The following is a 23,102-nucleotide window of genomic DNA, read 5'->3' as shown; positions in this document are numbered from 1 at the left end:
GAAATCGGCGGAGAAGGCCCGGGATTGCATCTTTTTTGTTATATTTGCCGTATGAAAAGAATCGGAATCCTCCTCGCGGCCTGCGCCGCGGCGCTCGGTGTGCGGGCGCAAGAGCCGGTGCTCCCCAGCCCCGATGCGAAGAGCATGAGTATGGGCGGCGTCGTAACGACCACCCTCGCGGCTTCGCACGCCATCTACAACAACGCCGCCGGCGCGGCCTTCTCGCCCATGAAGATGCAGCTTTCGACGACCTACTTCACGCAGAAGGAATACAACTACTACACGGCCTCGGGCTCCTACAACTTCGACGCCCGCAACTATTTGCAGGCCGGATGGCGCCTGTTCCGGCGGGAGAAAGGCAACAGCGACATGATGGTCGACCTCGGATACGCACGCCGCATCGGCGAACGCTGGTCGGTGGGCCTCGTCGGGCGATACACCCACCTCAAGCGGCCCGGCGGGAACGACGACGGACTGGCGGCGGACCTCAGCGCGATGTACCTGCTGCCGCTCGAAAACATCGGGCACTACTCCACGCTCCGGGCCGGTGCGAAACTCGCGGGGCTGGGCGGATACTTCGGAGACAATGGCTGCGGGATGCCGGCGGAGTTCACGGCGGGCGCCGCATTCGACACCTTCATCACGGACGCCCACGAAATAACGGTGGCGGCCGATCTGGGGTATTGCTTCAACCCTTCGTCCGTGCGCGGATTCCAAGCCTCGGTCGGCGCGGAGTACAACCTCATGCAGCTCTTCCAGATCCGCGGCGGCTACCACTACGGCGAAAAGAGCGTCTGTCCGAGTTACGCTTCGGTGGGCGCCGGCGTGCGGTTTCTGCATCTGAGACTCGACTTCGCCTATCTCTTCGCCGAAAAGGGCACCTATCTGCGCAACACGTACAGCTTCAGTCTCGGCTTCGATTTCTGAGTTCGTCGAGCAGCCCCTCGCAGCCCTCTTCGAGCAGGTCGAGCACCAGCTCGAAACCTTCGTCTCCCCCGTAATAGGGATCGGGGACGCAAGTGCGGGCCGAGCGGCGGCAGAAATCGGTCATACGGAAAATCTTCCCGGCACAGTCCCGCGAAGGGGCCAGACGGTGTACGTTCTCGTAGTTCGCGTCGTCCATCACCACGATCCGGTCGAAGGCATGGAAATCCTCTCGCCGGATCCGGCGCGCACGGTGCGTCAGATCGTATCCGCGCCGCGCCGCCGCCCGACGCATGCGCGGGTCGGGCAGTTCGCCCGCGTGGCCGGCATAGGTGCCGGCGGAGTCGGCCTCGATCCGGTCTTCCAATCCGCTTCGCGCGACCATATGCCGCAGGATGCCTTCCGCGGCCGGCGAACGGCAGATGTTGCCGAGGCAGACGAACAGAATCTTCGTTTTCATGCGGCAAAGGTACGAATAAATCGGCAACGGATGCGAATCGGTTCGGATTTTCGCCGGGCGGACGGCCCCGAAGCGAAGGCCGAAGCCGGGAACGAACCGGGAACGGAAGCGGGATGCATTTGCGTCTTCGTACGTCTCGGTCCGCCGAAAGGTGCCCGAAAAGCGGCCGAAAGCCGGAATACTCCCGGCCCGATGCCCGAAACGGCCGGCCGCGGGTCCGGGACGAACAGGGCGGCCGACGGGTCGCTTCGCGCCGAGCCGCGGCAGCACGAAAGGCATACCCTTCCCGTGCGGAAATCCGCGCCGCCGCCCGTTCGGTCTGCCGCCCGGCAGCGCCCGCACCCCTTACGCCCTGCGGGGGGGGGCTTTGCGGGCTTCCCCGGGGCTTTCCGCGTCGCGCAGCATGCGGATTTTCCGTCCTGCAATGGAAGCCGCTCGACCGCCTCTTTCCGTTCGTTCCGCGCTGCCGGGGTTTTCACGTATGTGCGAATTGGAGCTGTCTAACAAGTCTGATTTCAACGATTTTACCCCTGCCGGAATGAATTCCGACAGGGGTGATTTCCGATTTTCGGGACTTGTTAGACAGCCCCTCTATGTTTCGTGCGGAGCCGTTTCCGAACAGGCGAACATCCGCAAGGGGCGGGCGTACCGCATGATTCGGGCGAAAGCGGCGGGCTGCGCCCGTGCGAACTTCGCGCTTCGGGCGAACGGGACGCATCGGGACGGGGAGGGGGCTTCCGGAGAGCTGTACGGTCGCAGCTGCGGCGCCCGGGGGCGTCTGACCTCCGGGGCTGTTCCGCGCGGGCGGTTCGTTGCCGGAGCCGGAATGCCCCCCCCCGCCGCACGGGGCGGCGACATGCCGGGGCGTGCCGAAAATCCGTCGGACGGGCGAAAGAGCGCTGCGGACCGCATCTGCGGACACCGCAATCCCGCACGGGCGATCGGAAAGGCGGTGCCCCCGGATGAATTTTCCGACATCCGGAGAAGGCGGGAGAGAAGACGATGCGTCCCGGCAAAGCCGACCGGACAAGCTCCGCGCGGGCGGTTCGTTGCCGGAGCCGGAATGCCCCCCGCCGCACGGGGCGGCGACATGCCGGGGCGTGCCGAAAGTCCGTCAGGCGCGCGAAAGAGGGCCGCGGGGCGGGAGCATTCCACGGCGGAACGCATCAGCGGACGCCGCAATCCCGCACGGGCGATCGGAAAGGCGGCGCCCCGGATGAATTTTCCGACATCCGGAGAAGGCGGGCGAGAAGACGATGCGTCCCGGCAAAGCCGACCGGACAAGCTCCGCACGGGCGGTTCGTTGCCGGAGCCGGAATGCCCCGCCGCACGGGGCGGCGACATTGCCGGGGCGTGCCGAAAGTCCGTCAGGCGCGCGAAAGAGGGCCGCGGGGCGGGAGTATTCCGCTGCGGAACGCATCTGCGGACGCCGCAATCCCGCACGGGCGATCGGAAAGGCGGCGCCCCGGATGAATTCTCCGACATCCGGAGAAGGCGGGAGAGAAGACGATGCGTCCCGGCAAAGCCGATCGGACAAGCTCCGCGCGGGCGGTTCGTTGCCGGAGCCGGAATGCACCCCGCCGCACGGGGCGGCGACATTGCCGGGGCGTGCCGAAAATCCGTCGGACGGGCGAAAGAGGGCCGCGGACCGCATCTGCGGACGCCGCAATCCCGCACGGGCGGTCGGAAAGGCGGCGCCCCGGATGAATTTTCCGACATCCGAAGAAGGCGGGAGAGGAGACGATGCGTCCCGGCAAAGCCGACAGGACAGGCTCCGCGCGGGCAGCGGACCGGCGGATTGGAATGCAAATTGTAGCGGGTGGGGCATGAGACGAAGCATATCGGACTGGGCGGCACGTTACAGGTGCATGGATTGGGGAACGCTTTACCTGCGCATCTTCCTCGGCGGGAGCATCTTCTTCCACAACGTGTGGAAGATGCAGAACTACAACGAAATCATAGGCTCGTATCCGTCGCTCTTCGGCTCGGGCGGCGCGACGTCGTTCGTCGTCGCGAGCACCGCGGAGGTGCTGATGGCCGTCCTGTTGCTGCTGGGGTTCCGGGTGCGTTTGGCCGCAGCGGCGATGGCCGCAGGCATGCTGTGGCTCTTCTTCGCCGACGGAATCCCCTCGGGCGAAACCGCACTGGTCTATGCGGCCGTCTATGCGGCCCTCGTCATCACCGGCGGCGGCCTTTTCTCGTTCGACGGATTCGCGGCGCCCCGCAAAACCGCGAATGAGAACCGATAGAACAATATTGCGGCCTACCGGTCGACCGAGTTTCACGGAAATGTTATACCTTTGTACCCAAAATTCAACCGGAGATCGGATTACTAAACCATGACGATATGAAAACGAAGTTTTTTTCGCTCCTGCTCGCCTGCACGCTCTGCGTCTCGGCCGCAGCCGCACAAGAGCTGCCCCGCAAAGTGAACAACGTCGAAGTGCTCGACCTCGACGGCAAGCCGACCGGGCTGCCCTACTTCGGGGAAAAGAATCTGATGATCTTCTACGTCGATCCGGATCACCACAGGCAGAACAGCGATTTCACCGATGAACTCGAACGCAACCACCGCGCCGAGGGCGACAACCTCTATGCATTCGGAGTGATGAACCTCAAGGATGCGCCGATGGTGCCCAACGGCATGGCCCGCAGCATGGCGAAAAAGCGCACGGAGACCAACGGTGCCGTCGTGCTGGCCGACCAAGACCGCACGCTGAGCACGGCGTGGGGGCTGGGCGACTGCAACAACCGGTTCGTGCTGATGCTCGTGTCGAAGGAGGGCGAACTGGTCTTCCTGCGCAAAGGTCCGCTCTCCGAACAGGACATCGAGGCTTTCTACGAAACGGTGGACGACTACCGGTAACGGAACCCCGCGATGAAGGGCCACTCTCCCAAAGAAGATCCGAGAAGAGCCGTCGTGCGGAGCCGGAGCAGGTTCACCACCCTGCTGTCCGTCTGGTTCTTCGCGGCGCTGATTATCCCGAACTGCATCCTCGCCAACACGGAGCATTACTCCCTCTGGACGGTCGAATCGCTGATCCTGCTGCCGCTCGGGTTCTACATGCTCTGGAGCGTGGCGCTGCGCCGCTCGGGGATCATGATCTGGCTGGGATTCCCGTTCCTCTTCCTCGCGGCTTTCCAGATCGTGCTGCTCTATCTGTTCGGGAACTCGATCATCGCCACGGACATGTTCACCAACGTGCTGACGACCAATCCGGGCGAGGCGGGCGAGCTGCTGAGCAACATCTATCCGGCGATCATCGTCGTGTGCGTCATCTATCTGCCGCTGCTGTGGTTCGCCGCACGCGAAATAGGACACAAACGCTACATCTCGCGCACGTCCCGCGTAACGATCAGCCTGATCGGAGCGTCGCTCATGGCCATCGGACTGCTCGCACTCTACCCCGCCTATCGTACGAGCCGCGACAAACACGTGATGCGCGACGAGATTTTTCCGGTCAACGTCTTTTACAACATCACCATCTGCGCGCAGGAGTTCCGCCGGATGCAGCACTTCGAGCGCACCTCGGCGGACTTCCGCTTCCATGCGAAGCGCACGGCGCAGACGGACGGCCGCGAAATATACGTGTACGTCATCGGCGAAGCCTCCCGCGCGATGAACTGGCAGCTCTACGGATACGGCCGCGAAACGAATCCCCGCCTCGCACGGACCGAGGGGCTCGTGGTGTTCCGCAACATGCTCACCCAGAGCAATACCACGCACAAAAGCGTGCCGCTGATCCTCTCGTCCGTGGGCACGGACCAGCACAGCGAACTCTACCGCCGCAAGGGGCTGCCGGCGCTGTTCAAGGAGGCGGGATTCGAAACGTGGTTCATCTCGAACCAGTCGCCGCAGGGGGCCATGATCGACAAGCTGGCCCGCGATGCCGACCATCTGCTCTACATCCGGACGCCCCGCTACGACATGCAGCTGCTCGACGAAATGCAGCGCGCCGTCGAAAACAGCGACGCCCGGAAGATGCTCTTCGTCCTGCACTGCTACGGTTCGCACTTCAGCTACCACCAGCGTTATCCGCGCGAATTCGCCCGCTTCCGGCCCGACGGCGACGTGGCGATCTCTGCCAAACACCTCGAAAAACTCCGAAACGCCTACGACAATTCGGTCGTCTACACCGATCATTTTCTGGCGGAGACCATCGCCTATCTCGACGGTCTCGACGCCGATGCGGCGCTGCTCTATTGTGCGGACCACGGCGAGGACATGCTCGACGACAGCCGCCAGCGCTTCCTCCACGCTTCGCCCACCACGACCGCCTATCAGATCTACGTGGCCTCGCTGGCGTGGTTCTCGGACCGTTACCGGCAGCATTTCCCGGAGAAGGCCGCGGCCGCCGAGGCGAACGGCGATGCGCCCGCTACGACGCATGCGCTGTTCCACACGATGGCCGATATGGCCTCGATCGAGGGGGATCATATCCGCCGGTCGGTTTCGCTCGTCAACCCCCGATACGACCGCACGGCGCCGAGGCGCTATCTGAACGACCACAACGAAGCGGTGCCGTTCGTCCGGACCGGCCTGACACGGCTCGACATCGACACGCTGCGGAGCTACGGCGTGGAGTTGTAACGCCCGCCCCGAAGAAGGAAAGGGCCGGTTTCGCATCTCCCGCTCCCGCTCCCGCAGCCTTTCGCACCGCCCGAAGCTCTCCGAAGGAGGAGGGCATGGCGCCCTTTCCGCCGCGGAACGAAGCGGACGAAAGCGGGGAAAGCCCCCTATTTCCGGTCCCGACGCCGGGGGGGGGCTCGTCCTTTCGAGGGCGAAAGAGCGCAGTTAGCGGTCGTCGCAGCCCGGCGGCGGGTGCGTCCAGCCCGGTGTTCGGAACAGGGCGCCCTCGTGCGATATTCGTCCGCGCAGCGGATGGCAGATTCTCGCAGCGAGAAATGTGCGGAGAGAGAACGGAGCGGCGGCGGGCGTGAAGAGACGGGGACGAAGCGTCCGAACGGAGCGAACCGCCGGACGAGGCGCAGCGCGGGGCCGCGGGAGAAAAAGGAGCGGCTGACGGTATTCGCCCGCCCCCGCCCTCTTGAGAATCGCCCTGCTCGGGAACGCTCCCGGACAGCGGCGGGACGACCGGAAGGAGGGCATGAAAAAGGGCTGCCCGACAAGTCCCGGACAGCCCCTTATCCCTCATCGGGCAGTGCTTATTTCGTAGCCTCTACCGATACTTTGCGGAACTCTTTCATCAGTTTCGAAAGCTCCAGCGCGGCTTTGCGGGCACGCATGCCGGCCGCTTTGTTGCCTTTCACCACCTGAAGTTCGGCGTTCTCGGCGAACGCCTCGTACTGTTCTTTGATCTGATCTACTAACTCTTTCATAACGTGTTTCGATTAAATTTTGGGTCTGTTGTCTTCGCAAAGATATAAAATTTATCGATTTTCCAATTATTTTGCGTAAAAAAAACGCCTGTACGGGCTCTGATCGTGCTTTTTTAGGTACGGACGGAATATCGCGGCGGTATATTTTTTGTCCGTGTCCCCGGCATAATTCCAACGTTATGTGCAAGATCATCACCTCGCTCCTGCTGGCTGCGGCGCTCCTCGCCGCAGGATGCGAAAGTCGCAAAAAACCGGAGGCCATGCCTCCCCTGCGGGTCGTTACGGCCCGAGCCGCAGCGGACAGCCTGCCCGTCCGCATGAGTTTCATCGGGTATCTCGAAAGCAACTACGACGCCGTGATCCAGCCTCGCGTCAACGGGTACCTCGCTTCCAAGCGGTACGAGAACGGCATGCCCGTGAAGAAGGGGCAGCTTCTCTTCACGATCGACCCCGTGCAGCTCTCGACCACGATGCTCGCGGCCGAAGCGGCGCTGCAATCGGCCCGCGCACAGGAGATAGAAGCCAAGAACAACTACGAACGCGCCGTGCCGCTGTCGAAGATCAACGCCATCAGCCGGTCGCAGCTCGACCAGTACACCGCGCAGTACGAGGCGGCCGCCGCAGCGGTGCGTTCGGCCGAACAAACCCTGCGCAACGCCCAGCTCGAAGTGGGGTACACGAATCTCTACGCCCCCATCGACGGCATCATCGAACACACGCCCGCGCACGTGGGCGACTACGTGGGACCCGGGACGCAGTTCAGCGTGCTCACGACCATCTCGAACCTCGACACGATGACCGTGGACGTGGCGATCCCCATGTCGCAATATCTGAGCTATGCCGCGCCCGGACGGTCGATCTACGAAAACGACGGACTGCTGTCCGACATACGGCTCACGCTGGCCGACGGCGTGCAATATCCGCTCGAAGGCCGATACGACTACACGCGCAAGGACGTGTCGAACACCACGGGGACGATCGTGCTCGTGGTGATGTTCCCCAACCCCGACCTCACGCTCAAGGCGGGGCAGTTCGCCCGCGTGGAGGCCAACGTCGGCGGCGCGCGGCCCCGCATCGTGGTGCCGCAGCAGGCCGTGGATCAGGCGCAGGGGCTCAACTCCGTGTGGATCGTGAAGCCGGACAGCACGGCGGAATACAGACGTGTGGAGCTGGGCGACACCTATGGTAAAATGTGGTGCATCGAATCGGGCGTCGGGGCCGGCGAGACCGTCGTGGTTTCGGGGCGTCAGAAACTGCGCGACGGCATGAAGGTCGTGCCCGTAAAAGAGTAGGAGGGGCTATGGAAAAATTCTTCGTATCGAGGCCCATCTTCGCCATCGCGCTGGCCGTGGTCATCGTGCTCGTGGGGGCCGTCTCGATCGGGACGCTCCCGATCGAACAATATCCCGACATCACGCCGCCCGTGGTGGAGGTCTCGGCCACCTACGACGGGGCCGACGCCGAGACGGTGAACAATGCCGTGGCCACGCCCGTGGCGCAGAACGTCATGGGCGTGAGCGACATGCTCTACATGCAGGCCACCAGCGCCAACGACGGCTCGATGAGCCTGCAAGTAACGTTCGACATCGGATCGGACCCCGATCTGGACGCCATCTTCACGCAGAACCGCGTGTCGACCGCCACGCCGCTGCTGCCGGCCACGGTTACCAAACAGGGCGTAACGACGCAGAAGACCATGACCGGATTCCTGCTCGTGTACGCCCTCTACAGCGACGGCCGCTACGACGACGAGTTCCTCTCGAACTACGCCTACATCAACCTCCAGAACGAACTGCTCAAGATCGACGGCGTGGGAAAGGTGAGCATCATGGGCGCCGGGGAGTACGCCATGCGCATCTGGCTCCGCCCCGACGTGCTCAAATACTACGGCATCTCGATCGGCGAGGTTACATCGGCCATCGAAATGCAGGGCGGCATCTACCCCGCCGGACAGTTCGGGGCGGAACCCGCGCCCGACGGCACGGCCTACACCTACACCGTAACGATGCCCGCGCAGATCTCGACTGCCGAGGAGTTCGGCGACATCGTGATCCGCACCACGCAGCAGGGACAGCAGATCCGCATACGCGACGTGGCGGAGGTCTCGCTCGGAAGCCAGAGCTACGGCGTCAGCTCGCTCTTCGGCGGCGCTCCGACGGCGCTCGTGGTGGTCTATCAGGAGCCGGGCAGCAATGCCGTGGAGGTCGGCGCGAAAGTCGGCGATGCCATCGCAAAGCTCGAAAAACGGCTGCCGGACGGCATCCGCTGCACCACGGTCGTGGATACGACGACCAGCATCAAGGCCGGCATCGAGGATATATTCCGCACGCTCGTCATCGCCCTCGTGCTGGTGATCCTGATCATCTACCTCTTCATTCAGGACTGGCGCGCGACGATCATTCCGCTCGTGGCGATTCCCGTGTCGCTCGTCGGCGCCTTCATGCTCTTCCCGCTCATGGGATTCTCGATCAACATCATCTCGCTGCTGGGGCTGGTGCTGGCGATCGGACTGGTCGTGGACGACGCGATCGTCGTCGTGGAAGCCGCGCAGGTCAACATCGCGGCCGGCATGACGCCCCGCAAGGCGGCGCTCGAAGCCATGCACAACGTCTCGTCGCCGATCGTGGCCACCACGGTGGTGCTGCTCGCGGTGTTCGTCCCCGTGTCGTTCACGGGCGGAATCACGGGGCTGCTGTTCCGGCAGTTCGCCATCACGATCGCGGTCTCGGTGGTGCTCTCGGCCTTCAACGCCCTCACGCTCTCGCCCGCGCTCTGCGCCCTGCTGCTACGGCCCAAGGAGCCCGCGAAAAAGGGCTTCTTCGCCGCCTTCAACCGCTGGTTCGGACGCCAGATGGACCGCTACACGCACTTCTCGTCGACGGCCGTGAAGCACGTGGCCCGCACGGGCATCTTCGTCGCGGCCGTCCTCCTCGCGATCTTCTTCGTCTGGCGCACGCTCCCGGCCGGATTCCTGCCCGAGGAGGATCAGGGATACGTCATGGTGATGGTCAACACGCCCGAAGCCTCGTCGCTGCAAACCACGCAGCAGACGATGCTCGAAGCGGACGCCGTCATCAAACGGCTGCCCGAGGTGCAGTCCACGTCGTTCGCCGCCGGCTTCAACATGATGGCCGGCATCGCCTCGACCGACAGCGGCATCATCTTCGTTTCGCTCGTGGACTACGCCGACCGCAAGCTCTCGGCCATGCAGATCGCGCAGCAGCTCAACGCAGAGCTCTACGCGGCGGTCCCCGGAGCCGAATGCTACGCCTTCATCCCGCCCTCGATCCCGGGCATCGGCATCTCGTCGGGCGTATCGGTCGAGGTGCAGGACCTCGAAGGCCGGGGGACCGCCTACCTCGCGGCCCAGACCGACCGGCTGATCGACACGCTGCGCAAGACGGAGGGGATCGCCTCGGTAACGACGCAGTTCAACGCCGGCATCCCCCAGCGGCGCCTGCGCATCGACAAGGAGCAGGCCCTCAGTCAGGGAGTCGACCTCGGCGAACTCTACGGCGAACTGACGGCCCTGCTGGGCGGCTCGTACATCAACAACTTCAACCGTTTCGGCAAACTCTACCAGACCTATCTGCAAGCGGCGCCCGACTACCGGATCGGCCGCCGGTCGCTCGACAGCTACTACATCGAGAACGGTTCGGGCGCGAGCGTGCCCGTCGCGGCGCTGGTGGAGGTGGTCGACACGGTGGGCGTGGAATACGTCTCGCAGTTCAATCTCTACCGCTCGATCTCGCTGACGATCAGCCCCGCGGCCGACGCATCGACTTCGACCGCGATGAAAGCCGTCGAAGCTGCGGCGGACGAAGTGCTGCCCGACGACGTGGGGATCGCATGGAGCGGCATATCCTATCAGGAGGCCAACGCCTCGAAAACCGGCGGGCTGGTCTATCTGCTGGCGCTCGTCTTCGTCTTCCTCGCGCTGGCGGCCCTCTACGAATCGTGGGGGCTGCCGCTCGCCATACTCATGAGCGTGCCGGTGGCCGTGCTGGGCGCGGTGCTCTTCATCGCAGGCGCGCACCTGACGGACCCGCTCTTCGTGAACAACATCTACATGCAGATTTCGCTGGTGATGCTCATCGGGCTGGCGGCCAAGAACGCCATTCTCGTCGTGGAGTACGCCGACCGGCTCTTCTTCGAAGAGGGCAAGTCGCTGCTCGAAGCGACCGTCGGTGCCGCCCGGCTGCGCGTGAGGCCGATCGTCATGACCGCCTTCGCGTTCATTCTGGGCGTCATGCCGCTCATCTTCGCCAGCGGCGTCTATGCCACCGCGCGCAACATCATGGGCGTGGCGCTCGTGGGCGGCATGCTCTTCGCCACGCTGCTGGGCATCTTCGTCTACCCCGCGCTCTACTACCTCGTGGGGCGCATCGGACGCTTCGAACGCCGGCGCGAACGCAAAAAAGAACTTGAAGCCGAATTGAAATGAAACACAGACTGATCGCCGCGCTATGCTGCGCCGCACTCTTCGCCTCCTGCATGCCGAAGCTCTACCCGCCCGAGGTCGACGTGCCCGAAAAGTATCTCCATGCCGGACGGGACGCCGGCGACAGCACGACGATCCCCGTCCGCTGGTGGGAGATGTTCTGCGATCCGCAGCTGAACCTGCTCGTCGAGACGGCCCTCACGAACAACCGCGACCTCCTCTCGGCCGCATCGCGCATCGCCCAAGCACGCGACCAGCTGGCCGTGGCGCGGTCGGAGTTCATGCCGTCGGTGGGGCTGGACGTCTCGGCCGAGGGCGACTACACGTCCCGGACCGAGATCGTGCAGAGCTACGCCGTCGAACCCGCGCTCACGTGGGAGGTGTCGCTCTTCGGCGCACTCCGGAATACGGACCGCGCCGCACGCGCCCGGATCCTCGCCAGCGAATGGGCATGGCGCGGCGTCGGGCTGTCGCTCGCGGCCGAGGTCGCCACGACCTACTTCACGCTGCTGCAATACCGGAGCGATCTGGAAATAGCCCGCCGCAGCTGCGGGCTGCGGCGCGAATCGGCCGCGCTGATCGACTCGATGTTCCGCTACGGCATGTCGGACGGCGTGGCGCTCGAACAGGCCCGCAGTCTGGTCTACACGGCGGCGGCCGACATCCCGCAATACAGCCGCGCCGTGGAGCAGACGCGGCTGTCGCTCTCGACGCTGCTCGGGCAGACGCCCCAGCTGGCCGACACCCTCTGCGACTGCCGGGCGCTGGAGACGGACTGCCGTCCGGAGGAGATCCCCGCCGGACTGCCTTCGGCGCTGCTGGAGCGGCGGCCCGACGTGATGGAAGCCTACTACACCATGCAGCAGGCGGCCTTCGAGGTGGGAATCGCCCGTGCGGCGCGCTATCCCTCGATCGCGCTGACGGGCAAGGGCGGCGTCGCCAGCACGTCGGTCAAAGGGCTGACCTCGGGCGACCCGTGGGCGTGGACCGCCGTGGGGTCGCTCGCGCAGCCGATCTTCTCGTTCGGCAAACTCCGCCGCAGGGAGCTGGCCGCGAAGGAGAGCTACATGCAGAGCGTCTTCGCCTACGAACAGACGGTGCTCGAAGCGTTCGCCGACGTAGAGACGGCGCTCGCGGCCATCGGGACCTACCGCTCGCAGACCGAGCAGACCCGGCGGCTGGTCGAAGCCAACGAACGTCTTGCGGACATGACGCGCGCGCTCTATCTGAGCGGCATGGCGGACTACCTCTCGGTGATCGACGCCGAACGCAGCCTCTACGAATCGCAGATGGAGCTGGCGAACCTCACGGCGCAGCAGTACATCGCCTGCATCGACCTCTGCAAGGCGCTGGGCGGCGGCTGGTGAAATACCTACTAATGGGGATAGTCCGTTCGGACGGAATTCGCTATCTTTGCGGGCAAAAAAACATTGCGAAAAAGTATGCGTCTTTCCGAACTGAAAACGGGCGAATCGGCCACGATCCTCAAGGTAACGGGCCACGGAGGATTCCGCCGCCGCATCATGGAAATGGGATTCGTGCGCGGACAGCGCGTGGAGGTGGTGCTCAACGCACCGCTGCGCGACCCGATCGAATACCGCATCATGGGCTACGACCTGTCGCTGCGGCGCAGCGAAGCCGACATGGTGGTGGTCGTGCCGGACGACGAGGCCGGACGCGGACGCCGGGCCGGCACCGCAGGCGGGGATGCGTCCGAACGCCGCGAACGGTGCGAGGAGTGCTGCGGATGCACCCCGGGCGACGGGGCTCCGGCACCCGGGACGGCGCAGGCGGCCGGCCCCGAGACCATCTACGTGGCGCTCGTGGGCAACCCCAACAGCGGCAAGACGTCGCTGTTCAACGCCATATCCGGCCGGCACGAGCACGTGGGCAACTACGGCGGCGTTACGGTGGACGCCAAGCGGGGATATGCCCTCTACAAGGGATACCGCATCGAGATCACCGATCTGCCGGGCACCTATGCCCTCTCGGCCTATACGCCCGAGGAACTCTACGTGCGGCGCCATCTGGCCGAGCAGGCGCCCGACGTGATCGTCAACGCGGTGGTCGCTTCGAACCTCGAACGCAACCTCTACCTCACCACCGAACTGATCGACCTGAGCCAGCGCATGGTCGTGGCGCTGAACATGTACGACGAACTGGAGGCCAGCGGCGCGCGGCTCGACTACGACAGCCTCGGGCGGATGCTCGGCGTGCCGATGGTGCCCGTCGTGGCCCGCAGCGGACGGGGGATCGAGGAACTGCTCGACACGGTGGTCGCCGTCTACGAGAACCGCGACAGCCGCGTGCGGCACATACACATCAACGAAGGCCCCGTCATCGAAGAGAGCCTGCGCGAGCTCAACGGCGACCTCAGCGCCCACCGCACCCAGCTGCCGCAGTACTTCCCGCCCCGCTACTTCTCGCTCAAGCTGCTCGAACGCGACCGGCAGGCCGAGCAGGCGCTCCGCACGTGCGAACGCTATCCGAAGTGGATCGAAATCCGCGACCGCGAAGCCCGGCGCATCGAGGAGGCGCTGGGCGAAGATGTCGAAACGGCGCTCGCGAACCAGAAATACGGGTTCATCTCGGGCGCCCTGAAGGAGACCTACACGCCCGGGCGGCAGGAGGAGGCGACGGCCACGTCGGTGATCGACGCCTTCGTAACGCACAAGCTCTGGGGGTTCCCGATCTTCTTCTTCCTCATGTGGCTCATGTTCTACTGCACGTTCAGCCTCGGGGCCTATCCGCAGGAGTGGATCGAGACGCTCGTGGGCTGGATCGGCACGGGCATCGAGACGTGGATGCCCGACGGATCGCTCAAGGACCTGCTCGTCGACGGCGTCGTCGGAGGCGTGGGCAGCGTGATCGTCTTCCTGCCCCAGATCATGATCCTCTACCTCTTCATCTCGTTCATGGAGGACTCGGGCTATCTGGCCCGCGCGGCTTTCATCATGGACAAGGTGATGCACCGCATCGGCCTGCACGGCAAGTCGTTCATACCGCTCATCATGGGCTTCGGGTGCAACGTGCCCGCCATCATGGCCACGCGCACGATCGAAAGCCGCAGCAGCCGGCTCATCACGGCGCTCATCACCCCCTTCATGTCGTGCAGCGCCCGGCTGCCGATCTATCTGCTGCTGGCCGGGACCTTCTTCCCGTCGCACGCGGGGCTGGTGTTGTTCGGCCTCTACGTGCTGGGCATTCTGGTCGCCGTGATGACCGCCCGGCTCATGCGCCGCAGCTTCTTCAAGGTGGACGAAACGCCCTTCGTCATGGAGCTCCCCCCCTATCGCATGCCGACGTGGAAGGCCACGATGTCGCACATGTGGGACAAGTGCGCGCAATACCTGCGCAAGATGGGCGGACTGATCCTCGCGGCTTCGGTGATCGTCTGGTTCCTGAGCTACTACCCGCGTCCCGAAGCGGGCCAGAGCTACGAACAGCACTACGAAAACTCCTATCTGGGCCGCGTGGGCAAAGCCTGCGAGCCGGTGTTCGAACCGCTGGGGCTCAACTGGAAGGCCAGCGTGGCCGTGCTGTCGGGCGTGGCGGCCAAGGAGATCGTCGTGAGCACGATGGGCGTGCTCTACTCCGAGAGCGCGGACGCACCCGCCGAAGCCGATGCGCCGGAGAAGCTCCGCACGGAGCGCATCGGAGGCGCGGACGGCCCGACCGGAATACGTGTCGCCGAGAATGCTTCCGCAGAGGCGGCGGACGACGGAACCGGCGCCTCCGCGGACGAAGAGGAGGCGATCGACAATCTGCCGCAACGTCTGCTGGCGAGCGGCGATTTCACGGCGGCTTCGGCGGCCGGATTCCTCGTCTTCATCCTCATATACTTCCCCTGTCTGGCGACCATCGCGGCGATCGCGGCGGAGTCGGGGTGGAAATGGGCGGCCGGAAGCGTCGTTTACAGCACCGCGCTGGCTTGGATCATGTCCTATCTGACCTATCGGATCGTGCAATTCTTCGTGTGAGCGATGCAACCCACGTGGCAGGACATAGTCGTCTGGATCATCGGTGCGGCCGTCGTCGCAGCGGTAGGCCGGCGGCTCGTGTGCGCCTTGCGCGGCAAACGCAGGGGCGGGTGCGCCTCGTGCGGTTCGAGGGGCTGTCCGATGCACGGCGCCGGCACGCGGGACAGACGCAAGCGCTGAAGACGGACGAGCGCCGGGGCCGGAGGCGACGGTGTGCCGGCCCGATACGGACGCGGCAGGAGAAGAGCCGGCCGGAAAGGCAGGACGGGAACGGGGGTGTCCGACAAGTTTGGTGGCACCCCCTTTTTCATTCGTGCCGCTATTCGAGAACTTTTCCGAATACGCAATTCTCAGAGCGTTGAAAATACCCGTTAGGCAGCCGTTTTTCGCGCCATCCGCTCGGATGACCGGGCAGGCGCACGGGAACACTCGGTTCCGGCGGAGGGCGGCGGTTCGTCGCGGCCGCCGGCTTTCTTGCGTATAAAAGCCTCTCCACGGAGGAGGGCGGCACTTCGCGGGTTATTGCGGGCAGGTGCACGGGAACACTCGGTTCCGGCGGAGGGCGGCGGTTCGTCGCGGCCGCCGGCTTCTTGCGTATAAAAGCCTCTCAACGGAGGGAGGGCGGCACTTCGCGGGTTATTGCGGGCAGGCGCACGGGAATACTCGGTTCCGGCGGAGGGCGGCGGTTCGTCGCGGCCGCCGGCTTTCTTGCGTATAAAAGCCTCTCAACGGAAGAGGGAATTGCGGAGCGGGTTCGGCGAGCTGCGCGCGGCAGGTTCGGCTGAGAGTTGCGTTCTTAGCGGATTGGGCCGAATTCCGACGGGTCAAGCTCCGAACTGGAACCGTGCCCGCCGCAGACGATGCGCCCCGGCCGCGCGATGCAGGTCGGACAGCGCTTCAGGGCGGACGGGAAGCGGAGCGAAGACGGCGTGCGGCTGCGAGGGGCACGGAAGAGCGGATACGGACACGCATGCGGCAGTCTGCGGTCGTTACGCCGGAGGGATCGTCCGTCAGCGAGGGGCGCCCGAAGCGCGGAGGGAACGAGGAAAAGCCGGTAGGCCCCTCCCCTTTCGGGAACTGCCGGTTCGCGGAAAACACTCGGAGGCGGTAGGAATGAAATGAGGCCGCCCTGCGCAATTCGTCGGACAGTCTCTTCTTTCGGTCGGAAAGCGGATAGGGAGTGGGGCCGGCTTCCTCACCTCACCTCACCTCACCTCGTCTCCCCCCCCCTTCTCTCCTTTCTACTACTCGGTTCCGCCCCGTCAGAGAGCGAACAGGATGAATATCTGGGCCGTCAGCACGCGAAGGAACATCACCACGGGATAGACCGTCGAATAGCCCACGGCCGGCATGTCGTTGCCCGCAGTGGCATTGGCGTAGGCCAGCGCGGGGGGATCGGTCGTACTGCCGGCGATCAGTCCCATGAGCGTATAATAGTTCATCCTGAGCCACAGGCGCGCCGCGACCGCCACGATGAGAATCGGAATCACGGTAATCAACACGCCGTAACCGATCCAGCGATAGCCGCCGTTCAGGATCGCATCCACGAAACCGTCGCCGGCGCCGATGCCCACCGCAGCGAGAAAGAGCGCGATGCCCACTTCGCGCAGCATGAGGTTGGCGCTCTGCGTGGTGTAGGTTACGAGGTGGAAGTGGGTGCCGAAGCGGCCGATGAGGATCGCCACGATCAGCGGACCGCCCGCCAGCCCCAGTTTCACGGGCTGGGGTACATTGAGCAGCGGCACGGAGCCCAGCAGCACGCCGAGCGCGATGCCGACGAAGATCGTCAGCAGGTTGGGCTGGTCGAGTTTCTTGAGCGAGTTGCCCAGCACCTTGGCCGTCTGCTCCACCGCCGAACGGGGGCCGACGACCATCACGCGGTCGCCGATCTGGAGTTCGAGCCCCTGATAGGGAATCAGGTCCACGCCCGAACGGTTGACGCGCGTGATGTTGATGCCGTACTTGGTGCGCAGGCGCAGGTCGGAGAACTTCTTGCCGTTGATCTCGGAGCGCGTAACGAGAATGCGGCGCGAGACGAGCTCCGAGTCGGGCGTGTTGTTGCCCCACGCCACGTCGTCCATCTCCACCTCATGACCGAAAAAGGCCACGATCGCCGGCAGGTCCTCGGCGTCGGCGATGACCCACAGCCGGTCGCCCTGATGCACCGTGCTGTCGGCGTCGGCCATTGCGACCGAGCCGTCGGGGCGCATGATGCGCGAAATGACGAACTGACGCTTCACCAGATCGCGCATGTAGGCCACCGTGCGGCCGTCGAGCAGTTCGTTGTTGAATTCGATCGAAACCTTCGAAGCGAGCTTATGCTCGCGGGAGAGCGCCGCGAGCGCTTCGTTCTCCTGCTCGAACTTCACGCGCAGCGCATAGCGGACGAAGATCATCGAGGCGATGATGCCGACCACGCCCAGCGGATAGGCCACCGCATAGCCCAATGCGATCGAAGGATCGTCGATGCCCGAGGCGTCGGTGTAAGCCTGCTGTGCGGCGCCGAGGCCCGGGGTGTTGGTAACGGCGCCCGAGAGCACGCCCACCATTGTCGGGATCGGCGTCCCGGTGGCGACGTGGATCGCATAGGCCACGGCCACGCCGAGCAGCACGATCGCCGCAGCGCAGCCGACGAGCTGCAAGCCGCCCTGCTTGAACGAGGAGAAAAAGCCCGGGCCGACCTGAAGGCCGATCGAGAAGACGAAGAGAATCAATCCGAACTCCTTGACGAAATGGAGCACGTCGCCGTCGACGGTCATGCCGAAATGGCTGAGCGCGATGCCCACGAAGAGCACCCACGTGATGCCGAGCGAGACGCCGCCGATCTTCACCCGGCCGAGCAGGATGCCGGCGGTGATGGCCAACGCGAACGTCAGGACGGCATGGGCGATGCCGCTGCCGAAAAAGAGAGAGTAGAGCCACTCCATATGAAAAGCCGCTTTTGTGTAGGGTAAAGTTTTAGGTGCCGCAAAAGTAGTATTTTCCGGAGATTAAAAAAACTTAATAGAGGTATTTTTCCATCAGAGGCAGCAGAACCGCCGTAACCAGTCCCATCAGCGCCATCGCCAAACCCGAGAGCGCACCCTCGACGGCGCCGAGTTCGATGGCGCGCGCCGTGCCGATTCCGTGGGCCGCCGAACCCAGTGCGAAACCGAGGGCTTCGGGATCGCGGACCCCGCAGCGGCGGAGTATCCACTCGCCGAAGAGGCTGCCGAAGATGCCGACGCAGAAGACCACGACCGAGGTCAGCGTAACCATGCCGCCCAGCGGCTCGGCCACCGAGACGGCGATGGGGACCGTAACGGACTTGGGGGCCAGCGAGGTGAGCACCGTGCGTTCGGCCCCGAAAGCCATGGCGATGTAGACGACGCTCAGCACCCCCAAGACGCACCCCACGACCGCCGAGACGAGCACCGGAAGCAGACGTCCGCGGATCCGATTCACCTGTTCGTACATCAGATAGCCCAGAGCCACGACCGAAAGACCGAGGCCGAAATCGAGGAGGCCGGTCGCCTGTTCGTACCGGGCGTACTCGATGCCGCAGACTTCGAGCACGCCGATCATCGCGGCGAAGGCGAGCAGGACGGGATGGAGCACGACGGCATGCGTCCGGCGGTAGAGCGACGCGCCGAGGCAGTAGAAGCCGACGGTGGCCGTCAGCAGGAAAAGGTCGCTATGGACGATAGACCGGATCATCTTCTCTCTTGCGGCGGTTGATCGACTGGAAGGTCCGCCCGACGCTCACCAGCACGACGACGGTGCTCACGATACCCGAGACGACGATGGCCCAGAGATTCTCGGCGATCGTCCGCCACGAAACCATCAGCCCCACGCCGTACGGCACGAAAAAGAGCGCCATGGCGCCCAGCAGGAAGCGGGCCGCGGGGCGCACGGTCTCGGCCTTCACCCACCGCAGGCTGAGCGCCGCGAAGAGCAGCACCATGCCCGCGATGTTGCCCGGCACGTACCCTCCCGTGCAATGGCTCAGGACGTTGCCGGCGAGCCAGAAAAGCAGTATGTAGAAAAGTCCCGTCATCCGAGCGGCAAAGGTACGAATAAATCGGGGGCAAAAGCAACTTTTTTTTGCATTTCGCCGGGAGGCGATACCCGAGGCGGGGCCGAACGTCGCGGAGAAGCCGGGGGTAAAAGCCGTTTTTCCGCGTTTTGCCGGAACGCACGGAAGCCGGGCGGATCGAAGGCGGCGGACGACCGGGGAGAATATCCGCCGCCGGCCCGGCAGTCGGGAGGCGAGATGCCGCGCGGGCGCACCGGAGCGGAAACGATGCCGTCCGGGGGGGGGGAAAGGTGGCTGTGAGTAGATCGTCCGGAATCGGGAGGATCGGAGGCGGGCGGAAGGAGGAGGTTCGCAGATGCTTCCCGCAGAGTGCGGGGCTCGCGTCGGTGCGGCGGAAGAAGCGAGACTGGGATCGGAGGCGCGGAATGAAGAGGTTCGCAGCCGCTTCCCGCAAAGTACGAGGCTCGCGTCGGTGCGGCGGAAGAGGCGAGACCGGGATCGGAGGCGCGGAATGAAGAGGTCCGCAGATGCTTCCCGCAAAGTACGAGGCTCGCGTCGGTGCGGCGGAAGAGGCGAGACCGGGATCGGAGGCGCGGAATGAAGAGGTCCGCAGATGCTTCCCGCAGAGTGCGGGGCTCGCGTCGGTGCGGCGGAAGAAGCGAGACCGGGATCGGGGCGGGCGGAAATGCGCTCCGAAACGCTGCACCGCCGGCGGTGCGGAGCCTGCCGGAAAGCCGGACCGCGGCATCGGGTCCGCCGGCAACGGGGAATGAGGCATTCCCGGGGAGGGAAGGCGCCGCCTTGGCCGCACGTGCGCCCGCCGGTGCGGAGCGAGCGCAACGGGACGGGTGCCCCGGCGAATCCCGTTTTCCGCAGGGTTTTACACGGGAGCGCCGGACGGAGAAGCGTCCGCGCAGCGCGGCATCGCCGGGGCGATCGCGGGCGTACCTGCTTCAGCCCGCACCTGCGGTCGTCGGAAGCCCGGCTGCGAAAACGTCGTGCGCCGTCTCGCCGGACGGGCCGCGGCGCAGGGAAGTCCGGCGCAGAGGCATGCAGGGAGGGGACGTGCGGCCGGGGCGGTGCATTTCCCGCGCCGGGCGGCGGTTTCGGCACGAAAGGTGCCCGGCCAGTACGCAACAGGCTCTTCGCCGGAGAGAGGCCCCGCAAGCGGCGGACCGCATCGGCAAGAAGCCGGGACGAACAATCGCAATACGATGAGTTTCAATATACCAAGAACCCCGCAAAGGCGGGTCGTAATCATCGGCGGCGGTTTCGCAGGAGTGAAGCTCGCCCGCCGGCTGCGCCGATCGGACTATCAGGTGGTGCTCGTGGACCGGAACAACTATCATCAATTCCAGCCGTTGATTTATCAGGTGGCGTCGGCCGGTCTGGAGCCCTCTTCGATCTCGTTTCCGTTCCGCAGGATCTTCCGCAAACAACGCGATTTCCACTTCAGAATGGCCGAAGCGCAGGCCGTCGACCCGCAGCGCAACACCCTGCGGACCTCGATCGGGTCGCTGGAGTACGACGAACTCGTGCTGGCCGCGGGCACGACGACCAACTTCTACGGAAACGAACACCTCCGGAGCCACGCGCTGCCGATGAAGAGCGTCGCGGAGGCGACGGCACTGCGCAATACGCTGTTGACGAACTTCGAACGGGCGCTCACCTCGTCCTCGGAGCGCGAACGCGACGAACTGCTGAACGTGGTCGTCGCGGGCGGAGGCGCAACGGGCGTCGAGATCGCCGGAGCGCTCGCCGAAATGAAGCGTTTCGTGCTGCCGCGCGACTATCCGGATCTTCCGGCGGAGCGGATGCGCATCCATCTGGTCGAAGCGGGCGACCGTCTGCTGGCCGGAATGTCGGCCCCCTCGTCGGATGCCGCGAGGCGTTTTCTGAGCCGCATGGGCGTGGAGATTCTGCTCGGCAAAAAGGTTACGGACTACCGCGACCGCAGCGTGGTGTTCGACGACGGGAGCGGGCTGCCCTCGCTGACCTTCATCTGGGTGAGCGGCGTCGAAGCCGAACGCATCGGAGACGAGGGCCTGCTGCCCACGGGCCGCGGGGGCCGTATCCGCGTCGATGCCTTCAACCGCGTGGAAGGGTACGACAACATCTACGCGATCGGAGACCAGTGCATCCTGCGAGGCGATCCGGACTATCCGGACGGGCACCCCCAACTGGCGCAGCCCGCCATTCAGCAGGGAGAACGTCTCGCGGACAACCTCTGCCGCAAGGCGTCGGGAAGGCCGATGGTGCCGTTCCGATACCGCAATCCGGGCGTCATGGCGACCGTGGGGCGCAACCGCGCCGTGGCCGAAATCGGGAAGCTGCGCATCGACGGCTGGGCGGCATGGACGATGTGGCTCGTGGTGCACCTGCGCTCGATCCTCGGCGTGAAGAACAGAATCATCGTATTCGTAAATTGGGTCTGGAACTATTTCACCTACGACCAGTCGCTTCGGCTGATCCTGCGTGCGGGCCGAGACGGCACGGCGCCGCAGACGGACGGGATGCCGTGCGCACCGACGGAGAAGTGAGACCCGCGAAAGACTGCGGAACAGGCGTCCGGACAGAAACGGGCCGAGACGGCACGGCGCCGCAGACGGACGGGATGCCGTGCACAGCAGCAACCCCGAGTTTCCCGGCGCGGAAAGGGGCTTCGGGGGATGCCGGAAGCCCCTCCCATAACGTCCGGCAGATGGCGGAGGTCCGGCGGGCGGCATGCGTCGCGGCATCGCAGGAAGGGGGAAAGCGGATTCCGCGAGGGCGTTCTTCCGCATCGCACACGAAGACGGAAACGGCCAGCGGGCACAGGCGGAAATTCGGAAGTCCGCCGGATTCGGGGCAAACGGCAGGACGGCGCAGCAGCGGCCACCGCTGCCTGCCGAAATTCGCAACGAAACAAAGATCGCGCGGCAAGCGCCTCCCCCACTCGCGGAAACCCCTCCTTCGGCTGGAGGGCGGGAGCGACAGGAGCGGAAAGAAAGGCCGTCCGACAGATCCCGAAAATCGGAAACCGCCCCCGACGGAGCCACTCCGTCAGGGGCGGAATCGTGAAACGGAGGCTCGTTGGAGAGCCTCGTCCGGTGGAGCTGGCGGGAGTCGAACCCGCGTCCAAACAGGGAGCCCGAAGGCTTTCTACACGCTTAGCCGCCATTCGATCCTTCTTCCCGTTCACGGCAGGCGGCAGCCTCGCCCGGGACCCAGCTTCTTCGTTTCGCCCGCCGGCCGAAGCCTCCGGCGGACTATCCCTAAAGAGATGATACCCCGTATGAACAGCGGTTAAAGGGCGGAACCGCCGTTCGGGATACTCGTCGCACGACCGCCTCGGGCCACGCGATTAAGCCAATTTTCCTTGAAAATTAGGCAGCGAGTGCATAGCTGTTATTGCCATTTGAATGTTGAGCGTCGGGATTAACGAGCCGCCACACAGCGCTCGGCGTGCTTACCGACAAACTCTGCCTGCTGTCAAAACCGGTCAGCCCCGAGTTTGCGTGGAAACCGAATGCAAAGATAATACAAAAATTCCGGAATCGCCGCCGGTGCGGGCAAATTTCGACGGATGGCCGGCGGAATAGGCTCCTGCACGGGCCTGCGGACGATCGCTGCTCCTGCAACCGAGGGGGGGAAGGGCCGCGCCGCGCCCGAAGGTTTCCGTCCAGCCGGCGGACGGGAGGCGCGGACGGGGAAGGGGCTTTGTCCGTCCGCAGCGGAGAGCGGCCGGAATCATCGGAAGGCGGAGTGCGGAACAGATTCGTGCAGACCGGTTCGTCCCGGAGCCGACCGCCGGACATGCGGGGTATTTTCCGAGAAGGAAGGGGCGTCGCGTCATGGCCCCTCCGAGGCGCCCCGTCCGGCATTCGAACGGCCCTTCGGAGGCCGGAGGGGGGGGCGCGGGCGAAGCAAGCCCCTTCCGGCGCTTCCGGTGCACCTTCGGGC

At 64.8% G+C, this 23,102-nt stretch carries 15 protein-coding genes and 1 other RNA gene; 10 read left to right on the top strand and 6 right to left on the bottom strand.

All coding sequences use genetic code 11. From position 1 onward, the window contains the following. The first annotated feature begins 51 nt into the window (after positions 1-51). Positions 52-927: a PorV/PorQ family protein gene (locus tag BN3659_RS09240; RefSeq protein ID WP_091536425.1), complete on the top strand. Its 876-nt coding sequence runs from the start codon at positions 52-54 to the stop codon at positions 925-927. Here the strand turns inward: BN3659_RS09240 and BN3659_RS09235 are convergent. Continuing rightward, complete coding sequence (locus BN3659_RS09235) at positions 905-1,384, bottom strand: low molecular weight protein-tyrosine-phosphatase (protein WP_091536427.1); 480 nt, start codon at positions 1,382-1,384, stop codon at positions 905-907. The two genes, BN3659_RS09240 and BN3659_RS09235, sit on opposite strands and share 23 nt — an antisense overlap. Positions 1,385-3,210: 1,826 nt before the next feature. Here BN3659_RS09235 and BN3659_RS09230 point away from each other — a divergent pair. From BN3659_RS09230 to BN3659_RS09220, 3 genes are all read left to right on the top strand, one after another. After that, the gene (locus tag BN3659_RS09230; RefSeq protein WP_091536423.1) at positions 3,211-3,633 is read left to right on the top strand and encodes a DoxX family membrane protein; all 423 of its coding nucleotides are present in this window, start codon (positions 3,211-3,213) and stop codon (positions 3,631-3,633) included. Between the two features lie 98 nt (positions 3,634-3,731). After that, positions 3,732-4,250 (top strand): hypothetical protein, encoded by a 519-nt coding sequence (locus tag BN3659_RS09225; protein WP_091536422.1) that lies wholly within the window; start codon positions 3,732-3,734, stop codon positions 4,248-4,250. Positions 4,251-4,262: 12 nt separating this feature from the next. Beyond that, positions 4,263-5,975 carry a lipid A phosphoethanolamine transferase gene (locus BN3659_RS09220; protein WP_091536420.1) on the top strand — a complete coding sequence of 571 codons (1,713 nt, stop codon included), beginning with the start codon at positions 4,263-4,265 and terminating at the stop codon, positions 5,973-5,975. Between the two features lie 575 nt (positions 5,976-6,550). On the opposite strand, the gene BN3659_RS09215 is transcribed toward BN3659_RS09220, so the two are convergent. Beyond that, positions 6,551-6,724 carry a histone H1 gene (locus tag BN3659_RS09215; protein ID WP_091536419.1) on the bottom strand — a complete coding sequence of 58 codons (174 nt, stop codon included), beginning with the start codon at positions 6,722-6,724 and terminating at the stop codon, positions 6,551-6,553. A 179-nt stretch (positions 6,725-6,903) separates the two neighbouring features. On the opposite strand from BN3659_RS09215, the gene BN3659_RS09210 reads away from it, so the two are divergent. The 5 genes from BN3659_RS09210 (at position 6,904) to BN3659_RS13165 (ending at position 15,325) form a co-directional block, all read left to right on the top strand. After that, positions 6,904-8,016, top strand: coding sequence for an efflux RND transporter periplasmic adaptor subunit (locus BN3659_RS09210; protein ID WP_091536417.1), 1,113 nt, complete (start codon positions 6,904-6,906; stop codon positions 8,014-8,016). An 8-nt stretch (positions 8,017-8,024) separates the two neighbouring features. Next, positions 8,025-11,168: an efflux RND transporter permease subunit gene (locus BN3659_RS09205; RefSeq protein ID WP_091536416.1), complete on the top strand. Its 3,144-nt coding sequence runs from the start codon at positions 8,025-8,027 to the stop codon at positions 11,166-11,168. Continuing rightward, positions 11,165-12,532: an efflux transporter outer membrane subunit gene (locus BN3659_RS09200; RefSeq protein WP_091536414.1), complete on the top strand. Its 1,368-nt coding sequence runs from the start codon at positions 11,165-11,167 to the stop codon at positions 12,530-12,532. Before BN3659_RS09205 ends, BN3659_RS09200 begins: the two co-directional genes overlap by 4 nt. A 75-nt stretch (positions 12,533-12,607) precedes the next feature. Next, positions 12,608-15,145: a ferrous iron transport protein B gene (gene feoB, locus BN3659_RS09195; protein WP_091536412.1), complete on the top strand. Its 2,538-nt coding sequence runs from the start codon at positions 12,608-12,610 to the stop codon at positions 15,143-15,145. 3 nt (positions 15,146-15,148) lie between these two features. After that, positions 15,149-15,325: a FeoB-associated Cys-rich membrane protein gene (locus tag BN3659_RS13165; protein ID WP_171847742.1), complete on the top strand. Its 177-nt coding sequence runs from the start codon at positions 15,149-15,151 to the stop codon at positions 15,323-15,325. A 1,082-nt stretch (positions 15,326-16,407) separates the two neighbouring features. On the opposite strand, the gene BN3659_RS09190 is transcribed toward BN3659_RS13165, so the two are convergent. From BN3659_RS09190 to BN3659_RS09180, 3 genes are all read right to left on the bottom strand, one after another. Further along, entirely contained in the window at positions 16,408-18,072 is a 1,665-nt protein-coding gene (locus BN3659_RS09190; protein ID WP_091536411.1) for a putative transporter, read from the bottom strand. Between the two features lie 73 nt (positions 18,073-18,145). Next, positions 18,146-18,841, bottom strand: coding sequence for an LrgB family protein (locus BN3659_RS09185; RefSeq protein ID WP_091536409.1), 696 nt, complete (start codon positions 18,839-18,841; stop codon positions 18,146-18,148). Beyond that, entirely contained in the window at positions 18,819-19,181 is a 363-nt protein-coding gene (locus BN3659_RS09180) for a CidA/LrgA family protein (protein WP_091536408.1), read from the bottom strand. The genes BN3659_RS09185 and BN3659_RS09180 overlap by 23 nt, the downstream gene beginning before the upstream one ends. Before the next feature lie 1,193 nt (positions 19,182-20,374). Here BN3659_RS09180 and BN3659_RS09170 point away from each other — a divergent pair. Next, complete coding sequence (locus BN3659_RS09170) at positions 20,375-21,700, top strand: NAD(P)/FAD-dependent oxidoreductase (RefSeq protein ID WP_091536405.1); 1,326 nt, start codon at positions 20,375-20,377, stop codon at positions 21,698-21,700. 547 nt (positions 21,701-22,247) lie between these two features. Here the strand turns inward: BN3659_RS09170 and ssrA are convergent. Further along, positions 22,248-22,649: a transfer-messenger RNA gene (gene ssrA / locus BN3659_RS09165) on the bottom strand. Between the last annotated feature and the right edge of the window lie 453 nt (positions 22,650-23,102).

The sequence above is a fragment of the Alistipes sp. CHKCI003 genome (assembly GCF_900021155.1).
Classification (GTDB): Bacteria; Bacteroidota; Bacteroidia; order Bacteroidales; family Rikenellaceae; genus Alistipes; species Alistipes excrementavium.
This window is presented reverse-complemented; position numbering and strand designations above follow the sequence as displayed.